Origin of the sequence: Pusillimonas sp. DMV24BSW_D, assembly GCF_011388195.1 — a bacterium.
GTDB lineage: Bacteria > Pseudomonadota > Gammaproteobacteria > Burkholderiales > Burkholderiaceae_B > Neopusillimonas > Neopusillimonas aestuarii.
The window spans coordinates 39889-57523 of sequence record NZ_CP049990.1 but is presented as its reverse complement, the minus strand read 5'-3'; the positions used below and the strand labels follow the sequence as shown (position 1 = coordinate 57523).

General features: G+C 52.9%; 17 protein-coding genes and 1 tRNA gene. 6 read left to right on the top strand and 12 right to left on the bottom strand.

All coding sequences use genetic code 11. The annotated features are described in order from the left end of the window. Positions 1–9: 9 nt before the first annotated feature. From G9Q38_RS00255 to G9Q38_RS00245, 3 genes are all read right to left on the bottom strand, one after another. Entirely contained in the window at positions 10–1653 is a 1644-nt protein-coding gene (locus tag G9Q38_RS00255; protein WP_166126575.1) for an NAD-dependent malic enzyme, read from the bottom strand. 121 nt (positions 1654–1774) lie between these two features. Next, a complete protein-coding gene (gcvT, locus tag G9Q38_RS00250; RefSeq protein WP_166126573.1) occupies positions 1775–2905 on the bottom strand; it encodes a glycine cleavage system aminomethyltransferase GcvT in 1131 nt (376 codons plus the stop codon). Positions 2906–2936: 31 nt separating this feature from the next. Next, the gene (locus G9Q38_RS00245; RefSeq protein WP_114419509.1) at positions 2937–3584 is read right to left on the bottom strand and encodes a helix-turn-helix domain-containing protein; all 648 of its coding nucleotides are present in this window, start codon (positions 3582–3584) and stop codon (positions 2937–2939) included. Positions 3585–3716: 132 nt separating this feature from the next. Between G9Q38_RS00245 and gcvH the strand changes: the two genes are divergently transcribed. Together gcvH and gcvP are read left to right on the top strand one after the other, a co-directional pair. Then, positions 3717–4103, top strand: coding sequence for a glycine cleavage system protein GcvH (gene gcvH, locus G9Q38_RS00240; RefSeq protein ID WP_166126570.1), 387 nt, complete (start codon positions 3717–3719; stop codon positions 4101–4103). A 36-nt stretch (positions 4104–4139) separates the two neighbouring features. Then, on the top strand, positions 4140–7049 hold the full coding sequence (gene gcvP, locus G9Q38_RS00235; RefSeq protein ID WP_166126567.1) for an aminomethyl-transferring glycine dehydrogenase: 2910 nt from the start codon (positions 4140–4142) through the stop codon (positions 7047–7049). A 3-nt stretch (positions 7050–7052) separates the two neighbouring features. Here gcvP and G9Q38_RS00230 read toward each other — a convergent pair whose 3' ends face one another. The 4 genes from G9Q38_RS00230 to G9Q38_RS00215 form a co-directional block, all read right to left on the bottom strand. Further along, complete coding sequence (locus G9Q38_RS00230; RefSeq protein WP_166126565.1) at positions 7053–8342, bottom strand: TRAP transporter large permease; 1290 nt, start codon at positions 8340–8342, stop codon at positions 7053–7055. After that, positions 8339–8821, bottom strand: coding sequence for a TRAP transporter small permease (locus G9Q38_RS00225; RefSeq protein WP_166126562.1), 483 nt, complete (start codon positions 8819–8821; stop codon positions 8339–8341). The genes G9Q38_RS00230 and G9Q38_RS00225 overlap by 4 nt, the downstream gene beginning before the upstream one ends. Before the next feature lie 105 nt (positions 8822–8926). After that, positions 8927–9958: a TRAP transporter substrate-binding protein gene (locus G9Q38_RS00220; protein WP_166126559.1), complete on the bottom strand. Its 1032-nt coding sequence runs from the start codon at positions 9956–9958 to the stop codon at positions 8927–8929. Then, the gene (locus G9Q38_RS00215) at positions 9942–11171 is read right to left on the bottom strand and encodes a M20 aminoacylase family protein (RefSeq protein WP_228276159.1); all 1230 of its coding nucleotides are present in this window, start codon (positions 11169–11171) and stop codon (positions 9942–9944) included. Before G9Q38_RS00215 ends, G9Q38_RS00220 begins: the two co-directional genes overlap by 17 nt. Before the next feature lie 135 nt (positions 11172–11306). On the opposite strand from G9Q38_RS00215, the gene G9Q38_RS00210 reads away from it, so the two are divergent. After that, a complete protein-coding gene (locus G9Q38_RS00210; RefSeq protein WP_166126557.1) occupies positions 11307–12224 on the top strand; it encodes a LysR family transcriptional regulator in 918 nt (305 codons plus the stop codon). A 3-nt stretch (positions 12225–12227) separates the two neighbouring features. On the opposite strand, the gene G9Q38_RS00205 is transcribed toward G9Q38_RS00210, so the two are convergent. Genes G9Q38_RS00205 through G9Q38_RS00195 form a run of 3 tightly spaced genes read right to left on the bottom strand, consistent with a single transcriptional unit; the run spans position 12228 to position 14857 of the window. Continuing rightward, entirely contained in the window at positions 12228–13223 is a 996-nt protein-coding gene (locus G9Q38_RS00205; protein WP_166126555.1) for an AraC family transcriptional regulator, read from the bottom strand. A gap of 33 nt (positions 13224–13256) precedes the next feature. Further along, positions 13257–13760 (bottom strand): flavin reductase family protein, encoded by a 504-nt coding sequence (locus G9Q38_RS00200; RefSeq protein WP_166126552.1) that lies wholly within the window; start codon positions 13758–13760, stop codon positions 13257–13259. Next, the gene (locus tag G9Q38_RS00195; RefSeq protein WP_166126550.1) at positions 13757–14857 is read right to left on the bottom strand and encodes an LLM class flavin-dependent oxidoreductase; all 1101 of its coding nucleotides are present in this window, start codon (positions 14855–14857) and stop codon (positions 13757–13759) included. Before G9Q38_RS00195 ends, G9Q38_RS00200 begins: the two co-directional genes overlap by 4 nt. 193 nt (positions 14858–15050) lie before the next feature. Here G9Q38_RS00195 and G9Q38_RS00190 point away from each other — a divergent pair, with 193 nt between their 5' ends. Together G9Q38_RS00190 and G9Q38_RS15315 are read left to right on the top strand one after the other, a co-directional pair. Further along, positions 15051–15590, top strand: a complete 540-nt coding sequence (locus G9Q38_RS00190) for a YaeQ family protein (RefSeq protein WP_166126547.1) — start codon at positions 15051–15053, stop codon at positions 15588–15590. A 13-nt stretch (positions 15591–15603) separates the two neighbouring features. Next, on the top strand, positions 15604–15735 hold the full coding sequence (locus tag G9Q38_RS15315; protein WP_255455244.1) for a RidA family protein: 132 nt from the start codon (positions 15604–15606) through the stop codon (positions 15733–15735). Positions 15736–15774: 39 nt separating this feature from the next. Here G9Q38_RS15315 and G9Q38_RS00180 read toward each other — a convergent pair whose 3' ends face one another. Further along, positions 15775–15969 (bottom strand): YqaE/Pmp3 family membrane protein, encoded by a 195-nt coding sequence (locus G9Q38_RS00180; protein ID WP_166126545.1) that lies wholly within the window; start codon positions 15967–15969, stop codon positions 15775–15777. 97 nt (positions 15970–16066) lie between these two features. Next, positions 16067–16142 (bottom strand) — tRNA-Phe (locus G9Q38_RS00175). Positions 16143–16314: 172 nt separating this feature from the next. Between G9Q38_RS00175 and hemA the strand changes: the two genes are divergently transcribed. Then, positions 16315–17589 (top strand): glutamyl-tRNA reductase, encoded by a 1275-nt coding sequence (gene hemA, locus G9Q38_RS00170; RefSeq protein ID WP_166126542.1) that lies wholly within the window; start codon positions 16315–16317, stop codon positions 17587–17589. Positions 17590–17635 lie beyond the last annotated feature (46 nt).

The window sequence follows — 17635 nt, the reverse complement described above, 5'->3', positions numbered from 1 at the left end:
TTGCTGCAGTTACGCGCTGTGTAGTGGCAGATAGTCGGGCTTGTACGACATCTGCTCAATGTAGGCGTTGATGTCGGACGGGCGCTCAACCCGGGCCATGCCGTGGTCAAAAATGTATTCTGCAATTTTTGCCGCCACTTTAAGCGACGCAGGTAGAATTTCTTTTTGGGGCGGGTAGATTAAGCCGGAATCAAGATAGCCTTGGGTGATCTGTTCCGACAAGGCGCGGGCTGCGACAATGAACATTTCGTCGGTTACGCGCGTGGCGCTGGTGGCGTATATGGCCATGCCCATAGCGGGGAAAATATAAACGTTGTTGCCTTGGCCGGGCACAAACGTGCGGCCGCCGTAATGCACCGGCGGGTAGGGGCTGCCGCTGGCAAAAACAGCTCGTCCCTCGGACCACTGATAAGCGTCTTCGGCCGAACATTCGGAGTGGCTGGTGGGATTCGAGTACGGGAAAATAATTGGCCGCTCATTGATTTGCGCCATAGCTTCAATGACGGCACGATTAAATGCTTTGCCAACGGTCGAAACGCCGACAATGGCCGTTGGGCGTATTTGCTTGATGGCTTCCACAAAGTCGTTGACAGGTTCGTGATCGTGGGCAAAGGGTTGCTGGAAATCGGCCAGATCGGTTCGTTTCGATTGCAACAAACCGTTAATATCAAACAGCCAGCACGCTTTTCCGGCTTCATCTTCCGACAGCCCCTCCATAACGAGTGCTTTCTTGATAAGGCCTGCAATACCGGCGCCTGCCGTTCCTGCACCGAAAAACAGCACGCGTTGTTCTTTCAGCGTTTTACCGGTGATGCGCAGTGCAGTACTGATGCCGGCCAGTGCCACTGCCGCGGTACCTTGAATGTCGTCATTAAAGCAGCAAACCTTGTCGCGATAACGGGCCAAAATGGGTGCTGCGTGTGGAAAGGCAAAGTCTTCGAACTGAATGCATGCCTTCGGAAATTTGCGTTGTACCGCCTGTACGAACGCTTCAATGAAATCGTCGTAGGCTTGGCCCGTAATACGGGGATGTTTGAGGCCAAGGTACAAAGGGTCATCAAGCAAAGCCTGGTTGTTTGTGCCGACATCAAGCGTAATGGGTAACGTATATTTTGGTGGAACACCGGCGCATGCGGTATATAGCGAGAGCTTTCCAATAGGAATGCCCATACCTCCAATACCCTGGTCGCCCAGACCCAGAATACGTTCGCCGTCGGTGACCACGATAAAGCGAACGTCGTGTTCAACCCAGTTACCTAACATTTCATCAAGCGCGTCTTGACGGTTGATGGGAAGATATAAACCACGGGGGCGGCGGAAAATATGATCGAATTTCTGGCACGCCTCACCCACAGTGGGGGTGTAAACCAAAGGGATGAAACGTGCTGGATCGGACATGAGCGTTTTGAAGTACAGAGTTTCGTCCATGTCGTGCAGCGATGAAAGGTACTCGTAGCATGCCAGGTCGTTGTCTTGCTCTTCGAGCTGGCGTAATACGCGAGCGAGTCGTTCGTCTTCAGTTTCGACTTTTTCGGGAAGCAGGCCTAGCAGACCATATTGTTTTCGCTCGTCGATTGAAAAGGCGGTGGCACGGTTCAGGCTGGCATCGCCTAGCAGGCTTTGGCTAGAGGGTGTGGCGCCGTTGGCTTTCATGACTTTCCTTTTAACGCGATGTGAATGATACCTACGAAGACTGTATCAAATACTAATGCCAAAAATATTGCAACCTTTTGGCATGTTGCTGGTTGCGCGTCATCTCACTGAAAAGTCTTAACTATCGGTGGTAGTGGTGAGGAACAAAGGGCAAAGAAACAACCGTAACAGGTAATTGTTTGCCACGTACCTCTGCCAGTAAATATGTTTGTGCTTTGGCTACATGCGTTTGAACGTAAGCCATCGCAATAGGGTGTTCCAGCGTGGGGCTGAACAGACCTGAAGTGACATGGCCGACACGGTTGTTGTTTTGATCGTATAAGGCGGCGCCTTCGCGCACGGGCGCGCGGCCTTGTACTACAAGCCCAACCCGCTTTCGTGCTGCACTTTTGTTAACGAGTTCGCCCAAAATATGTTGCTCGCCGGGAAAGCCGCCTTCACGGGCTGCGCCAGGTCGACGTGCTTTACCAATTGACCAACTCAACCCAGCTTCGACAGGGGTGGTGTGTGTGTCGATATCGTGGCCGTACAAGCATAAGCCGGCCTCTAATCGTAAAGCATCGCGTGCGCCTAACCCGGCCCACGCAACTTCTTCTTGCACCAATAGTTGTTCGGCGAACTGTGTGGCGGCAGCAATGGGTATGGAAATTTCAAAACCATCTTCACCGGTGTACCCTGAACGACTGACATAGCATTGCGCCCCATTTATCTCTATTGCGTGCGATGCCATGAAACGCATGTGTTGTACTTCGGGCTGGAGTCGTGCCAACACGGTGGCGGCCAGGGGGCCTTGAAGCGCCAACAGAGCCCGATCATGAATTTCTTCAACGGCGATATCCTCTCCCAGGTTGGCTTTTAAATAAGCAATGTCGTGTTCGCGGCGTGCGGCGTTCACTACCATGTAAAGATAATCGGTGTAGCGGCTTACCATGCAATCATCAAGAATGCCGCCTTCGGCGCTAGTGAGCAGCGCATAACGTTGCTGGTTTAACGGAAGGTCAACGATGTCGGCCGGGGTAAGGTGCTCAAGGGCGCGGTCGACGCGCTTGCCATTCAATCGCAGTTGACCCATATGAGACACATCAAATAAAGCGGCCTGGGTGCGGCAATGCAGGTGCTCTTGCTTGATACCCGCCGGGTATTGCACCGGCATGTGCCATCCGGCGAATTCCACCATGCGTGCGCCTGCGGCAACATGCAGGTTGTGAAGAGGAAGGTGTTTGACAGCAGGGCTTGAGGGGATGTTTTTCATTAGAGAATAAGTTTCCAATAATAGAAATATTCTACGTGTTTTTTTGCCATGCTGTCACCCATAAAACGACCGCATCGTCCTTGCTGGTTGAAATCAATGCATGTCCCATTTCACAGTCGTAATAAGCGCTGTCGCCTTCCTGAAGCTCAATGGGTTCGTAAAACTCGGTGTACAGCATAACCTTGCCCGACAGGACGTAAAGCAGCTCCTCGCCGTCGTGCCGCACCCAGTCGTTGTAATCATTGAACGACCGAGCACGAACCGTTGTTTTGTACGGAATCATGCGCTTGGTGGTAAGTTGGGTAGCCAGCAGCTCATGCTCGTAAGTGGGTGTGGGATGCAGCTTGCCGTGCCCTTTCAGGGTGATATCGCGTCGCCCGCCCATTTGCCGCGGTTGCTTCGGGCGCGTGAATAGTTGCGGCATATCGATATTCAGCCCGCGTGCCAGTTTCGTGACGGCCATGAAGGTGGGCGAGATCTGTTCGTTTTCAATTTTTGAAAGCGTGGAGCGTGCAAGCCCCGTCAGTTTTGCCGCCTCTTCAAGTGTCAGGTTTTGACTCAGGCGAATTTCGCGCAAGCGTTTGCCTAATTGCAATGGTTCAACCACTTCATCGGAACGTGTATGTGTGAGCCTGGATTTCTCATCATCTTTTGGAAGAAAATCAGTTTGATCGGACATCGCATCGGTTCCTAAGCTGTTTGAACAAAAATTTCTTATAGGAAATTTTTTGTTAGTTCGACTAGAATTATTTCTAGCGTATCAATTTTTTCGGGTTCTGACCCGCAATCAAGCGTTTCCGGGGGATTAAATATGAGTGAACTACCGTCGAATTTGAAATATACCGCGTCCCACGAATGGGTTCTTGATAACGGTGATGGCACTGTGACCGTGGGTATCACTGATCACGCTCAGACCTTGTTGGGTGACGTGGTCTATGTAGAACTGCCTGAAATGGGAAGCCAGGTTGAGCGTGGCAAGGAGTTTGCCGTCGTGGAATCGGTGAAAGCGGCATCTGATCTTTATGCGCCCGTTTCAGGCGAGGTGGTCGCAGTGAATGAGGTTTTGGAAGGGGCGCCTGAAACAGTGAATAACGCGCCCTACAGCGACGGCTGGGTCGTAAAGTTGCGTATAAGCGATTCCGCAGAGCTCGTATCGTTGCTTGACGCGCAGGGCTATGCCGCCACGCTGGGCGACTGAGCAGACATTTTTAGGATAATTTCAAGGGAGAGGGGAATGTCGGGCTCGACGTCATTGCACTTCAGCGCTTTACATCATTTATTAGCGGACAACGACTTTGCGGATCGGCACGTTGGTATCAATGAGCACGATCGCGAGGCGATGCTGGCTGCAATGGGGGGGCTGTCGCTGGAGGCGCTAATCAAGCAAACCGTGCCCGCCGATATCCGGTTGACCGGGCTGCTTGACCTTGACGACGCCTTGAGTGAACCAGACGCCCTGGCGCTATTACGTAGTTATGCGCAGCAAAACCGAGTGAGTCGCTCGTATATTGGAATGGGGTATTACAACACCCATGTGCCCCCGGTGATTCTACGTAACGTATTGGAAAACCCCGGTTGGTATACCGCTTACACGCCTTATCAGCCTGAAATTTCCCAGGGTCGCCTGGAGGCTTTGCTGAACTTTCAGCAAATGACCATGGATCTAACCGGATTACCCCTGGCCAATGCGTCGCTGCTCGATGAGGCAACGGCCGCCGCAGAGGCAATGGCACTCAGTCGGCGAGCCGGTCGTAAGACAACGCAAACGTATTTCGTCGCGGCCGATGTTCACCCCCAAACGGTCGATGTTCTGCAAACACGTGCGCGCTATTACGGCTTCGACTTGGTGGTGGATCATGCCGCCAATATTGCTCAATACGATGTATTTGGCGTGTTGTTGCAATACCCCGGTACATACGGCGATGTGCCTGAGCTGGAGCCGTTCATCGCAGCGGCAAAATCACAGCAGGCGCTCGTTTCTGTAGCCACTGATCTTATGGCTTTGGTCTTGCTGCGTCCCCCCGGTGCCATGGGGGCGGATATTGTGTTTGGTTCGTCTCAGCGGTTTGGCGTGCCCATGGGTTTTGGTGGCCCGCATGCCGCCTTCTTTGCCACAACCGACGCCTTGCGCAGAATGGTGCCCGGGCGTGTGATTGGCGTGTCGGTCGATCAGCGCGGAAAAACGGCCTTGCGTATGGCTATGCAAACACGCGAACAACATATCCGGCGAGAGAAGGCCACCTCGAATATTTGTACCGCTCAGGCTTTGCTTGCCAATATGGCGGGTTTATATGCGGTTTATCATGGCCCCGCAGGCTTGAAGAAAATTGCCGAGCGCATCCACCGTTTAACGCAGTTGTTAGCGGCCGCGTTGGCACAGAATGGTTTTTCGACGAACGCATCTTATTTCGATACCCTGTGCGTTACGGTTGGCGATCAACAGGCCGGAATCTATCAACGCGCGCTGGATCACGGCATGAATTTGCGCCGGGTCGGCGCCGACGGTTTGGGGATTAGTCTGGACGAAACCACGACCCTAAGTGATGTGGCCGATTTGTTATGCGCTTTTACCGGTAAAGCCTGTAACGTGGATTTCAAAGCGCTGGATCAGCAAGTGGCCCGGAGCGATGAAACCGGCATTAAGGCGCCATGGCGCCGTACGGATGCGTTTCTGAGCCACCCGGTGTTCAACCGCTATCATTCCGAAACCGAGATGTTGCGCTATTTAAAGCGCCTTGAAAATAAAGATTACTCTTTGGTGCATGGCATGATCCCATTGGGTTCATGCACTATGAAGTTGAATGCCGTTGCTGAAATGATGCCGGTGAGCTGGCCTGAGTTCGCGCAGATTCACCCCTTTGCGCCGGCAGATCAAACCCGGGGATACCGCTTGCTTTTGGCCGACCTTGAGCATCAATTGGCCGAAATCACCGGATACGATGCCGTGTCGCTTCAGCCTAATTCCGGAGCGCAAGGCGAATATGCAGGCCTGCTGGCGATTCGCAAATATCATGAATCCATTGGCCAGGGCCATCGTGATGTTTGCCTGATTCCATCTTCTGCGCATGGGACAAATCCCGCTTCCGCCGCCATGATGGGTATGCGGATTGTCATGGTCGCTTGCGACGATAGGGGTAATGTTGATGTTGATGATTTGGCCGCGAAAGCGAAGCAATATGCGAACGACTTGTCTTCATTGATGATTACGTATCCTTCCACGCATGGCGTGTTCGAGGCACGTATTGTAGAAGTCTGCGATATCGTGCATCGCCATGGTGGCCAGGTTTATCTGGACGGTGCCAATATGAATGCTCAGGTGGGCCTGAGCAAGCCGGGTTCAATTGGTGCCGATGTTTCGCATTTGAATTTACATAAAACGTTCGCGATTCCTCACGGTGGGGGCGGTCCGGGCATGGGTCCTATTGGCGTGAAAAAGCATTTGGCGCCGTTTCTGCCTAGCCATAAAGTGGTGCCGGTGGCCGGAGCTAATCCTGAGAATGGAGCGGTATCAGCGTCGCCCTATGGTTCTGGATGTATTCTGCCCATCAGTTGGATGTACATTCGCTTGTTGGGCCGAAACGGGCTACTGAAATCAACACAAAACGCGATTTTGGCTGCTAACTATATTGCCGAGAAACTGGCCCCCCATTACCCCGTTCTTTATCGTGGGGCGCAAGGGCGAGTAGCGCACGAATGTATTCTTGATATTCGCCCGCTTAAAGAGCGAACCGGCGTAACCGAAGAGGATATCGCCAAACGTTTGATGGACTATGGCTTTCACGCGCCAACCATGTCTTTCCCGGTTGCAGGTACGCTCATGATTGAACCGACCGAGTCAGAATCGAAATCGGAGCTGGACCGTTTTATTGAGGCGATGATCGGGATTCGCACCGAAATCGATGCAGTTGCGTCGGGTCATTATGCGTTGGAACAAAGCCCGCTGCGGTTGGCACCCCATACTGCTGCTGATTTGGTCGATGTGCAATGGGAGCGCCCGTATACGCGGGAAACAGCTGTTTTTCCCACTGCATTTACAAAAGAAGCCAAGTTCTGGCCGGCGGTTAATCGCGTGGATAACGTGTATGGCGACCGGAATTTTGTGTGCTCTTGCCCCAGCGTGGAGGCGTTTGCCGAAGCGTCGTGATTTTCACATAAGCTTTACCAACGCCAGCGATAGCGCGGGGAAGAACACCAATAGCATTAATCGAATGATATCTGCGCCGATAAAAGGAATGAGGCCCCGGAAAATATCCTGGAACGAAACGTTGGGCAGTGTGGCTTTAATGACAAAGACATTCATGCCGATAGGGGGGGTAATCAGGGCAATCTCGGTGGCGACAACCACAAGAATGCCAAACCAGACCAGGTCGAATCCATTGGCCACCACAATGGGAACGAACAAGGGAACGCAAATTAAGATAATGGCCAGTGAGTCCAGCACGCATCCCAGAATCAGAAAAACGGCCAGGATAGCGAAGATGAGTTGGTAGGAGGAAAGCCCGGCGTCTTCCACCCAGCCCAACAGGCCTTCGCCCAGGCCCGAAAAGGAGATAAGTTTGGCGAACAGCATGGCACCGAATAAAACGGTGTAAAGCATGACTGAAACAAATGCCGATTCCAGAAAAATGGCGCGAAAGCTTGCTCTGCTGATACGCTTTTGCCAAATGGCAATAATTAAAGCAAAGCCTGCACCCATCCCGGCGGCTTCGGTGGCGGTGAAAATCTTGACATAAATGCCCCCGATAATGAGCATGAACAGCAAGACAAACGGCCAAACGCCTTTAAGTGAGGCGACCTTTTCATGTCGGCTGGTTTTTTCGCCGCGTGGCGCGTTACCCGGTCGCAATAGCGCAACAATGTAAACGGCACCCATATACAGTAACAACCCCAGCATGCCGGGGATAACGCCGGCAATGAACAAGTGCCCGATATTGGTTTGCGTGAGAATGCCGTAAATCATCAGGATGATGGAAGGGGGAATCAGAATGCCCAGTGTGCCGCCGGCCGCGATGGTGGCCGCCGACAAGCTATCTGAATAACCGTATTTCTTCATACTGGGGTAGGCCACTTTCGACATGGTGGCGGCGGTTGCAAGGCTGGAACCGCACACGGCGCTAAAACCGGCGCAAGTTACGATGGTTGATAGCGCTAACCCGCCTTTAATGTGGCCGAAGTAGGCGTTGGCGGCGCGAAACAAATCGGCTGAAATGCCCGAGCGCGATAAAATATTGCCCATAAGAATGAACAACGGGACGACGGCAAGCTCATAGGAAAACACTGCCTCTTCAATCGTCATGGAGGTCATCGTGAGAGCGGTTTGCAAACCCATATCAACCGACAAGGCTGTAATAGAAACCGCGAATAATGAAAATGCCAGTGGGACTCTTAGAAAAGTAAGGAGTAAGACTGCAAAAAGGGCGGCGGAACCGACAATCATGTGTTTTCCTCGGGGGCATTAAGCGGTGCGCTCGGTGGTAGCAGCGCTGCAATGGCGCTGGCGAAGCAACTGAGGCTGATTAAGGCATAGAAGTAGCTGCGGGGAATCAGTAGCTCCTGGCTTACTTCCTTGATTTGGTTGGCATCAATGGTGGCGAAAATAAATTGATATCCAATCAAAGCCAGAATGACGGCGACAAGCAGTGTCGTAAGCCCGCGCCACCAGCGCATGGCGTTGGTCATGACGAAACGGTCGAAAAGGTCAACAACCAGATGGCCACGGGCCGACGTGAGCAAAGGCAGGCCGGAGAAAACAATGAGTGCCATCAAATGTTCTGTGAGGTCGTGCGCACCGTAGATGGGGGCGCCGAAAAAGCGGCGCCCAATGACGTCGGCAAACGTTAGAAACACCATTGCAAGCAAAGCACCAATCAAAAATCGCTCGATGGCTTTTCGGGTTTTTTGCAGGAAAGAATGCATAAGGCTTTCCGTGGAGAGTGTCGGCAAGGCGCGCGCAGGCGCGGGCAGGTTATACCCGCGCTTGTGGCCGATCAGTCAACTGCAGGCAGGCGTAACCCCGGGCGTTTAGTTTGTGTTTTTCAGTTCGTTGTATCGGGCGCGATAGAACTCTACCATCTCCATGGGGTCGTCAACGTTGAACGACGCACCATCGGCCGCCCATTCGGCTACCACTTTTTTGTTTACCTCTTCGATCTTGGTCATGAGTTCGGGAGAGGGTGCGTTGAACTCGTGATTTTGTTCTTTCAATGCTTTCATGGCCATTTGGGTTTGACGGTCGTATTCGCTACCCCAAAGACGGGAAAAATGTTCACCCGATACACTCATAATCGCCTTTTTGTCGGCTTCAGAAAGCTTGTTCCATGTACCTTCATTCATGGCCAGGAAGAAGGTGGCGTCGTAGAAGCCGCCGGGCACAAGAGTATGGTGTTTCAACATATCGGCTGCGCGGAAGTTGATGACGGACTCAATGGGGTTTAACGAGCCATCAACGACACCATTTTCGACTAATTCGTATACTTGTGGGGCAGGTGCTGCAATGGGTACAGCCCCCATTTCTTCAAGCAAGCGTTTTTGAATGGGGCCGCCCATCCGAATCTTCTGGTTAGCCAAGTCTTCCGGGGTAACAATATTCTTTGAGCTGTGATGAATGGCGCCGCCCCCGAACATGCCGGTTCCTAGTAGTTTCACGCCTTGGAAGGTGGGTGTGCCTTTTAAGTATTTCTCGTAGGTGTCCCACAAGGCGACGGATTGTGCTTCAGAGTTGTCGCCATTGAATGGAAATTCGGCAAACCAGATGGCTTTGAAGCGGTCGGGTTCATAAGTGAAGTTACCCCATGTAATGTCGGCAATGCCTTTGCGCGCCAGTTCCCAATGCTGAGGCGGGCTTCCAACGGGTTTGGGCAGCATGCGAATCTTGACGCGGCCTTCTGTGGCTTGCTCGACGTTTTTCGCCCACACTTGGAGAATATCGCTGGTAACGAAGTGTGTGGGTGGCACCCAATTGGAAAGCGTAAGAGTAGTGGCTTGTACGCCCGCCGCACAGGTAACCAAGGCTGCGGCGGTGAGCAATTTGAGGGATTCAAAAGGTTGTCTCATTGTCGTTATTCCTCTGTTGAAAAAAAAGTTGGACTAGATTGAGCCAATAGGCGGCCCCATAAGGCAAGCAATCATCGTTGAAGTCATAGTGCGGGTTGTGCACACTGCACGGCCCCAGTCGTTTTCCATGTTCGTGACCGTTGTCGCCATTGCCGATAATCAGATAGCCTCCAGGCACTTTTTGCAGCATGTACGCAAAATCCTCACTGGCCGCCAGTGGAGAGGCTTGAGTCTCAACGCGCTCATTGCCAAAAGTCTGTTTGGCAGCACGCTCCATCAGTTGCGAGAGCTTAGGGTCATTGACCAGCACGGGATAACCCAGCTCGTATGTTGTACTTACGGTGCAGTTGTATGCCTTGGCCTGATGCAGCGCCATGCCTTCGATTCGCTCGCGAAGTTTTTCACGAACGTCGGGTTGCAGCGCTCTGACACTGAGTTCCAGCTCGGCCTGGTCGGGAATAATGTTGTAGCTTGCCCCAGCGGCAACCCGTCCCACACTAATCACACCCGATTCAAAGGGGCTGAGGTTACGGCTGATAATGGTTTGCAGCCCCATTAACGTAGCGGCCATAGGAAGAGTGGGGTCTTGTGATAGTTCAGGCATGGCGCCATGCCCGCCTTTACCCTGAAAACGCACCCGAACCTTGTCAGACGAACACATGAAAGGACCCGGGCGGAAAAAGCAATGACCCACCGGTGTACCGGGGAAATTATGCAGCGCAAAAATGGCATCGCAAGGGAAATGGTCGAACAAACCTTCCTCTATCATGCGTTGTGCGCCGCCGCCACCGCCAATTTCTTCGGCGGGTTGAAAAATTATGTGCAGAATGCCGTTGCCCGGTAGTTGTCCAGCGGCGTTCATTTTGGCCAGTGCTTTGGCGGCTCCCATCATAATGGCGGTGTGGCCGTCGTGGCCGCAAGCATGCATTTTGCCGCTTACCCGGCTTTGCCAGGGTAAGCCGGTAGCTTCCTGAATCGGCAGGGCATCCATCTCGGCGCGTAAGCCCAACTTCGGCCCTTTGCCCGTGCCAATAACTAATTTTCCAACTACACCTGTGCCGGCCAAGCCAGTGTGAACGTCGTAGCCCCACTCAGTTAGCGAACGTGACACTAAGGCGCTGGTGCGCTCTTCTTCGAACCCAAGTTCCGGAAATTGGTGCATGGCGTGGCGCCATTCTTTCATTGATTGCAGATCCAGTTCTGGATGTGCCATTGTCTCTCCTTGTTTCTTTTTTTTATTCTTGCCGGATTGGGTGATAATTAAAAGACTCTATTTTTGGCAAGGTGAACACTTTTTGATGTCATCTTGGCCATAGCTGAAATCGACTCACCTTTTTAGGCTTGGAAAATGAAATATCAGCACGTTAAAGCGTTTGTGCAAGTAGCCGATAGCGGCTCAATTCGCGCGGCCGCCCGCGCCTTGCGTATCAGCCAAAGTGCGCTGACACGCGCAATGAAAGAGCTGGAAGAAGATATGGGGGCCGAGCTGCTTAATCGCAGTTATCGGGGTGTTTCGTTCACTGATGCGGGGAAAGCGTTGTTGGGTCGGGCGCGTATGATTCTGTCGACGATGGAGCGTGCCCGTAACGAGGTTCAGCAGATCAACGGCGGCGCCGGCGCACGCGTTTCCATTGGTATTACACCGGTGGTGGCCATTACCATTTTTCCGAATGTCTATCGGCAATTTGTGGCGGCATTCCCCGAGGCAGTTATGACTTTGAAAGAAGGTTTCATGACTGAAATTATTCCAGGCTTGCTGGAAGGGGCGCTGGACTTTGGCGTTGCGATCGCCTCCCGCGATGAATTGCCGCCGGAAATTGTGTTTATTCCTTTGTGCCCCACGCCGTTGTTAATTGCCGGGCGTAAAGGGCATCCGCTAACTCAGGCACAAGACTGGGGCGCGGTGTCTAAAGCAAGGTGGATCTTGAATTTAACCAACGGGAGTACCGGCCACCATTTGTTGCATTGGCTGGATCGTGTCGGCTTGCCGCAACCTCAACAGATTGTTCAATGCACTTCTCCCGCGCTCATGATTGAAATGATGCGCCGCACTGACTTGGTGGGGTTTGGGCCTGACCGTTTGTTTACTGATCCTTTGTTCAGCTGTGGTGTGGAGACTTTCGCGGTAGAGCCGAAACCGCCGAATGCGACTCTGGGTTTGTTCCGGGTTCGCGGTGTACCGCTAACGCCTGTGGCACAAAAGCTGGAAACCTGGATTAAGCGGGCTATTAGTAACGATAGTCGCGCCGTTGTAAAGCCGGGGTAAGTTTCAGCCTCCCGAGCGTTTCAACGTTTCCGACGGAAGTTCGCCAAACTGCTGCTGATAGTCGGCGGAAAACTGTCCCAAGTGCGTGAACCCCCAACTTAATGCGACATGTGTGACCGCAGTATCCGATTTGGGGTGCAATAATTCATGGCGTACCTGCTCTAATCGAATCTGCTTTAGAAAACGCATGGGTGACGTATTCCGATATTTGCGGAAGCCAGCGAACAAAGTGCGGATGCTGACCCCTACCTGGTCGGCAATGTCGCCTGCCGTTAGCGGCAAGTGGGCGTGGTGTTTAATGTAATCTTCCGCCCGCTTTATAAATCCCGGTGCTATGTGGCCTGTGTCGAAGTGGCTGGGTTGGTTATGCTGCAAACTACCCAGTAATGACATCATCAGTACTTCTTCAAAGCGCGCAGCAACAAGGGGTTGATCGAACAGGTCGCCCTCGGAAGCTTCATATAACTGCCAGTCGAGCAAGCGTTTCAGCGACTGCAAAGAAGGATGTTGCAGATGAATGGCCGGATTGAAGTGCAGTGCGCCGTGTGCCAGATGCCCGTAATATTGCGCGCATTGCTGTTCAAATGCGCTTCGCTCGACTCGAATAAACAGTTTTTCGGCATTGCGCTCGTGGCGCATGCGAAATTCCAGGTCGGGGCTGATAATGGTGGCGACGCGGGTGTTAGACAGAATGGCGTGTCGGTTGTACTGAATGGCTTCCTGGCCGGCAACGGGAATTTGTATTAAATAGAAGTCATCCAGATTGCCGGGTTCAATATCAACTGTTGCACCGTACAACATACGCCCATAGCTAACTCGCTTGCCCTGGCGAAAGTGAATTTGCGTATTAAGTGCTTGCGACTTTCCCACCACTCTCAGGTCGTGGTCGCAAAAAATGCGGCTAACCTGATGCCGCACTTCCTCGGCGTCGTGCGAGGTGAATTTTGGGAATCTGCTAAACAGATGGCGATGCATTTGCGAGTTGGGTGCCGCTTGCATACCCAGTTCCTCAAAATAGAGTGGCCGGCCCCGTTAGTTTTGAATGAATGAACCGTAGTTGCCGTGCCAATAAGTAAGAGGTTGTGGCCCGGCGTGCACATTAATAAGCGTGACTTTGCCCGCAATTAAGGCGTGTTCACGGTGCATCCAGACCTTTTCAACGTCGCAGGCGAAGCCAACCAAGGCGCGTCGGGATAACCAGACACCGTCGGGTGTTTGATACCAGTCGTCGTCGGCGTAACGGTCGGCGCCTTTGCGCCCGCCTTTTCCCGAGAAATGCTCGGCTACAACCTGTTGGCCTTGTTGTAGCACATTAATACCGAACTTTCCCGATTTTTCAATGACGGGCCATGACGAGGACGACCGGTTAACCGAAATGAACAGCTCGGGTGGGTCCATGGAAATGGACACCACCGACGTGGCCGTAAGACCGGTTCGATTGTCGCCGTGGGCAGCGGTAATGACTGAAACGCCGCCCGCCAGCTGACGCATGGCGGTACGGAATTCCTGATTTAGCGTGTTATTGCTGTCACTCATACAAACTTCCTGCGGATACCGCGTGATTCAAGGATAGGCAATACATTATCGCGGAAATAGGGAAATTCTTCTGCGTAATCAAAGAATGAAAGGGTGGTGCCACTGAAACCGGCTTCATGCAATTGTGTAATGCCGTCGGCCACTTGTTCGGGCGTTCCTACTAAGGGGAATCCGCCATGGCCGGCCGCGAACCGCTCGCGGATTAACTGCAAAAGGTCATGCGGAAACGATTGCGCGTGAGCAAACTGCAGGCGGATCAGGTTGTCGGTGGCTTCCCAGTCGGCATTGTCTTGTAGCGATTGCCACACTTTTTGCGCTTCGGCCTCGGTGGGGCGGCAAATGACATGGGCAAATGTCAGGACACCCACTTTACGACCCTCTTGTTCCAGCGCCTGCTGCTTTAGTTCCGCTACTTCCTGTTTGGAGCGTGCAAGGTCGATGGCCGGCGTAAACAGGAAGTCGGCGTTATGGGCGGCAAATTCGCGGCCTAATCCGGAACCGGCCGCGTTGTAGATGGGCGGCATGGTGTGTGGCTTGGGGTTGCCGTAGGTGTGTTTGAGCTTGAAGTAGGTACCGTCCCAGTCGAAAGGGCCATCGTGTGTCCAGAGCTTTTTAACAATATCGAACCATTCCTGTGCGTAGCCGTAACGGGTCTCATGGTCGTCGGGTAACGTTAGGCCCAGCGCTTCATATTCCGGCTTATTCCAGCCCGCCACAATATTCAGCCCCACGCGCTCATCGCTCATTTGCGCCATGGTGGCGATTTGTTTGGCGACCACCACCGGGTGATTCGCCGCCGTGTGAATCGTGGCAAAGACAGTGAGCTGTTTTGTGTTGGCCAGCAGCGCGGTAGCCCAGGTGACTGTTTCAAGCACGTAACCATGAAAGTCAGTTTCGCCGCCGTAACCAATCCAGCGTGCAATGGGCAACATGAAGTCGATGCCTGCCTCATCCAGTAGCTTGCCTATTTTCAGGTTGCTCTCCCAGTCGGCCTTCCAGCGGTCGGGCAGTTTTGAAACTGTCATTCCGCCCGAGCAGTTGGTGGAAAAAGTACCCAACAGAAAATGATCCCTTTTGAGGAATTGATTGGTTTGCATGGTGTCTCCGTAATACTTTGAATTGTTGTGGTGATGGACGGCGGGGCAATGAGTGCGTGTACCGCCGACGTTCATCGAACAGTAAAGTGTGGCGTGGGGTTGCGGCTATCGGATTAGTGCAGGGATTATCTGAAAAATGCAGAAAGTTTCGCTTTACACTGTAGCCCGTTGTGTTTTTTCTTAAAGTGATGTTATGGCCCTGCGTGCCACTATTTACAAAGCCGACCTTCATATTGCCGATAACGATCGCGCCTATTACGCCAGCCATTCCGTTACGGTTGCGCGACATCCGTCGGAAACCGACGAGCGCATGATGGTGCGTCTGTTGGCTTTTGCTTTGCATGCCGGCGACTCGGAAAATCTGGTCTTCACCAAAGGCCTGTCGGAAACCGATGAGCCCGACTTGTGGCGTTTGGATCTAACCGGTGCGATAACGCAATGGATCGAAACAGGTTTGCCGGATGAGCGGCGGATTCTGAAGGCGTGCGGGCGTGCCAACGAGGTGGTGGTGATTGCCTACGGGCGCAACGCGCAGCTGTGGTGGGACGGTGTAAAAAACAAATTGAGCCGCGCGCAGAACCTGCAGGTTTTTTGTGTCGATGTTGAGGGCACTCAGGCGCTGGCGGCATTGGCCGCCCGAAAAATGGTTTTGAACATTAATATTACTGATGACACGGCGTGGGTGTCGTCGGATCAGGGCGAGGCCAGTGTGATAGTTTCGCGGTTGGCATAGCCCTTGATATGAAGTGATTACTGCGGCAATTGAGGCGGTACAGGGTAGCCGGGAGCACCCCGCCCAAACAATTATTGGTGTAACGGGTTTGGCTGTGCCGGGGTTGTTGATTGAGATAGAGGTAACGGTTCGATTGCCGGAGTAAGTAGCAAACAGATGGCCGGCGTTCGCCGGCTAACTACCCCTATGGTTTTTGTTTGAGTGCGTTTTCGATTTTTTTGTCTGTGTTGTACTGGCTTAGGGCGTAAATAGCCCACAATGCAGCTGGTAGCCATCCAATAAGGGTGATTTGCAGTATCAGACAAATAATGCCGGCAACAGGTCGCCCGATGGTAAAAAACGTTAGAAAGGGCAAAAGTAACGCAATCAAAAAACGCATTTTTATACCTGTTATAGGTGATGTGTATAAAAAATCTGATTCTTCATACACAAAAAGCCGGTTGTGTAACCGGCTTTTCATTATAACTGGGGCCGAATGGTGGCCTGGGGCGGAATCGAACCACCGACACGCGGATTTTCAATCCGCTGCTCTACCAACTGAGCTACCAGGCCATTCGGTAAAGGCAGAATCATACACTAATTTTTTGTTCTTTGCTGATGTTGCGGCATGGGTTTTTCCGGTCTTGCATTTTAATGGTGTTGTCACAAAATACAGTATTAACCCTAGTGCCGGTATAATGAGGGGTTCGAATCAATTGCCTAGGCTTTTACAAGCGCTTTTCAAATGTCTGTCGACGTTTATACCTTCGGTCTGAATCACGTTTCCGCGCCGGTTTCGGTGCGTGAGCGTGTTGCAATGCCGCTTGAAGTGATCAAGCCGGCGCTGGATGGTTTGCGTTCGACATTCGGCGAACGGGTGAAAGAAGCCGCGATTCTTTCCACCTGTAATCGCACGGAATTGTATTGCGCGGCCGACCCGGAGGTGTCTTTGCATTTGCCGCGTTGGTTGGCTGATTTCAACCAGTTGGATGCCCACCATTTGCAGCCGCATCTGTATCAGCATCATCACAATGAGGCCGTGCGTCATGCATTCAGGGTGGCCAGTGGGCTCGACTCCATGGTGTTGGGCGAGCCACAAATTCTGGGTCAAATGAAAGAGGCGGTGCGGGCGGCCGAACAAGCCGGTGGCTTGGGCACGCTTTTGCATCAGCTTTTCCAGCGCACATTTTCGGTGGCGAAAGAGGTGCGTTCGCAAACGGCCATTGGCGCGCACTCAGTTTCAATGGCGGCAGCGGCAGTGCGGTTGGCCGAACGTGTGTTCGGCGATATTTCCGAAACCCGTGTGCTGTTTATTGGCGCAGGTGAAATGATTGAGCTCTGTGCCACGCACTTTGCGGCACTGAACCCCGCTCAAATGACAGTGGCTAATCGCACGACTGAGCGCGCCGAAACGCTGGCTTCGCGTTTTATGGCGCGCACCTTGAAGCTGAGCGAGTTACCGCAATCGCTCGAACAGTTCGATATTGTGGTGTCCTGTACGGCCAGTTCCCTGCCTATATTGGGCTTGGGCATGGTGGAACGCGTTACGCGTGCCCGCCGCCATCGGCCTATCGTCATGGTCGACTTGGCCGTGCCGCGCGACATTGAAACCGAAGTAGGCCGGCTTGACGACGTGTATTTATATACCGTCGACGACCTGGGTCGCATGGTGCAAACTGGTACCGACGCCCGCCGGGCAGCGGTTGTACAAGCAGAAGCCATTATCGAAACGCGGGTTCAGCATTTCATGCATTGGCTGCAAAATCGCGATATTGTGCCCGCTATTGTAAATATCCATGAACAGGCTGATCTGCTTAAGCAGCGCGAACTTGAACGTGCGCGTCGTTTGCTGGCCAAGGGCACCGCGCCCGAAGAGGTTATGGAGATACTGGCGCACAGCCTCACGCAGAAGTACATCCACGGCTCTTTGGCAACGTTGAATCGCAGTGATGCTGAACAACGCGAGCAATTGCTCGATCTTTTGCCACGCCTGTTGCCGGGTTCCGAGCGCCGTCGTTAGCGCTGCCGCTATTCTTAAACGGCGCGCCTTTCACTTTTTATCCCAT

What these genes read in the sequence shown, in the direction of transcription:
- G9Q38_RS00200 (WP_166126552.1), bottom strand. Translation starts at nt 13,760, where the DNA reads ATGAGTGACAGCAATAACACGCTAAATCAGGAATTCCGTACCGCCATG.
- G9Q38_RS00230 (WP_166126565.1), bottom strand. Translation starts at nt 8,342, where the DNA reads ATGATTGTCGGTTCCGCCGCCCTTTTTGCAGTCTTACTCCTTACTTTT.
- G9Q38_RS00195 (WP_166126550.1), bottom strand. Translation starts at nt 14,857, where the DNA reads ATGCAAACCAATCAATTCCTCAAAAGGGATCATTTTCTGTTGGGTACT.
- gcvP (WP_166126567.1), top strand. Translation starts at nt 4,140, where the DNA reads ATGTCGGGCTCGACGTCATTGCACTTCAGCGCTTTACATCATTTATTA.
- G9Q38_RS00215 (WP_228276159.1), bottom strand. Translation starts at nt 11,171, where the DNA reads ATGGCACATCCAGAACTGGATCTGCAATCAATGAAAGAATGGCGCCAC.
- G9Q38_RS00245 (WP_114419509.1), bottom strand. Translation starts at nt 3,584, where the DNA reads ATGTCCGATCAAACTGATTTTCTTCCAAAAGATGATGAGAAATCCAGG.
- G9Q38_RS00210 (WP_166126557.1), top strand. Translation starts at nt 11,307, where the DNA reads ATGAAATATCAGCACGTTAAAGCGTTTGTGCAAGTAGCCGATAGCGGC.
- G9Q38_RS00180 (WP_166126545.1), bottom strand. Translation starts at nt 15,969, where the DNA reads ATGCGTTTTTTGATTGCGTTACTTTTGCCCTTTCTAACGTTTTTTACC.
- gcvT (WP_166126573.1), bottom strand. Translation starts at nt 2,905, where the DNA reads ATGAAAAACATCCCCTCAAGCCCTGCTGTCAAACACCTTCCTCTTCAC.
- hemA (WP_166126542.1), top strand. Translation starts at nt 16,315, where the DNA reads ATGTCTGTCGACGTTTATACCTTCGGTCTGAATCACGTTTCCGCGCCG.
- gcvH (WP_166126570.1), top strand. Translation starts at nt 3,717, where the DNA reads ATGAGTGAACTACCGTCGAATTTGAAATATACCGCGTCCCACGAATGG.
- G9Q38_RS00190 (WP_166126547.1), top strand. Translation starts at nt 15,051, where the DNA reads ATGGCCCTGCGTGCCACTATTTACAAAGCCGACCTTCATATTGCCGAT.
- G9Q38_RS00255 (WP_166126575.1), bottom strand. Translation starts at nt 1,653, where the DNA reads ATGAAAGCCAACGGCGCCACACCCTCTAGCCAAAGCCTGCTAGGCGAT.
- G9Q38_RS00225 (WP_166126562.1), bottom strand. Translation starts at nt 8,821, where the DNA reads ATGCATTCTTTCCTGCAAAAAACCCGAAAAGCCATCGAGCGATTTTTG.
- G9Q38_RS00205 (WP_166126555.1), bottom strand. Translation starts at nt 13,223, where the DNA reads ATGCAAGCGGCACCCAACTCGCAAATGCATCGCCATCTGTTTAGCAGA.
- G9Q38_RS00220 (WP_166126559.1), bottom strand. Translation starts at nt 9,958, where the DNA reads ATGAGACAACCTTTTGAATCCCTCAAATTGCTCACCGCCGCAGCCTTG.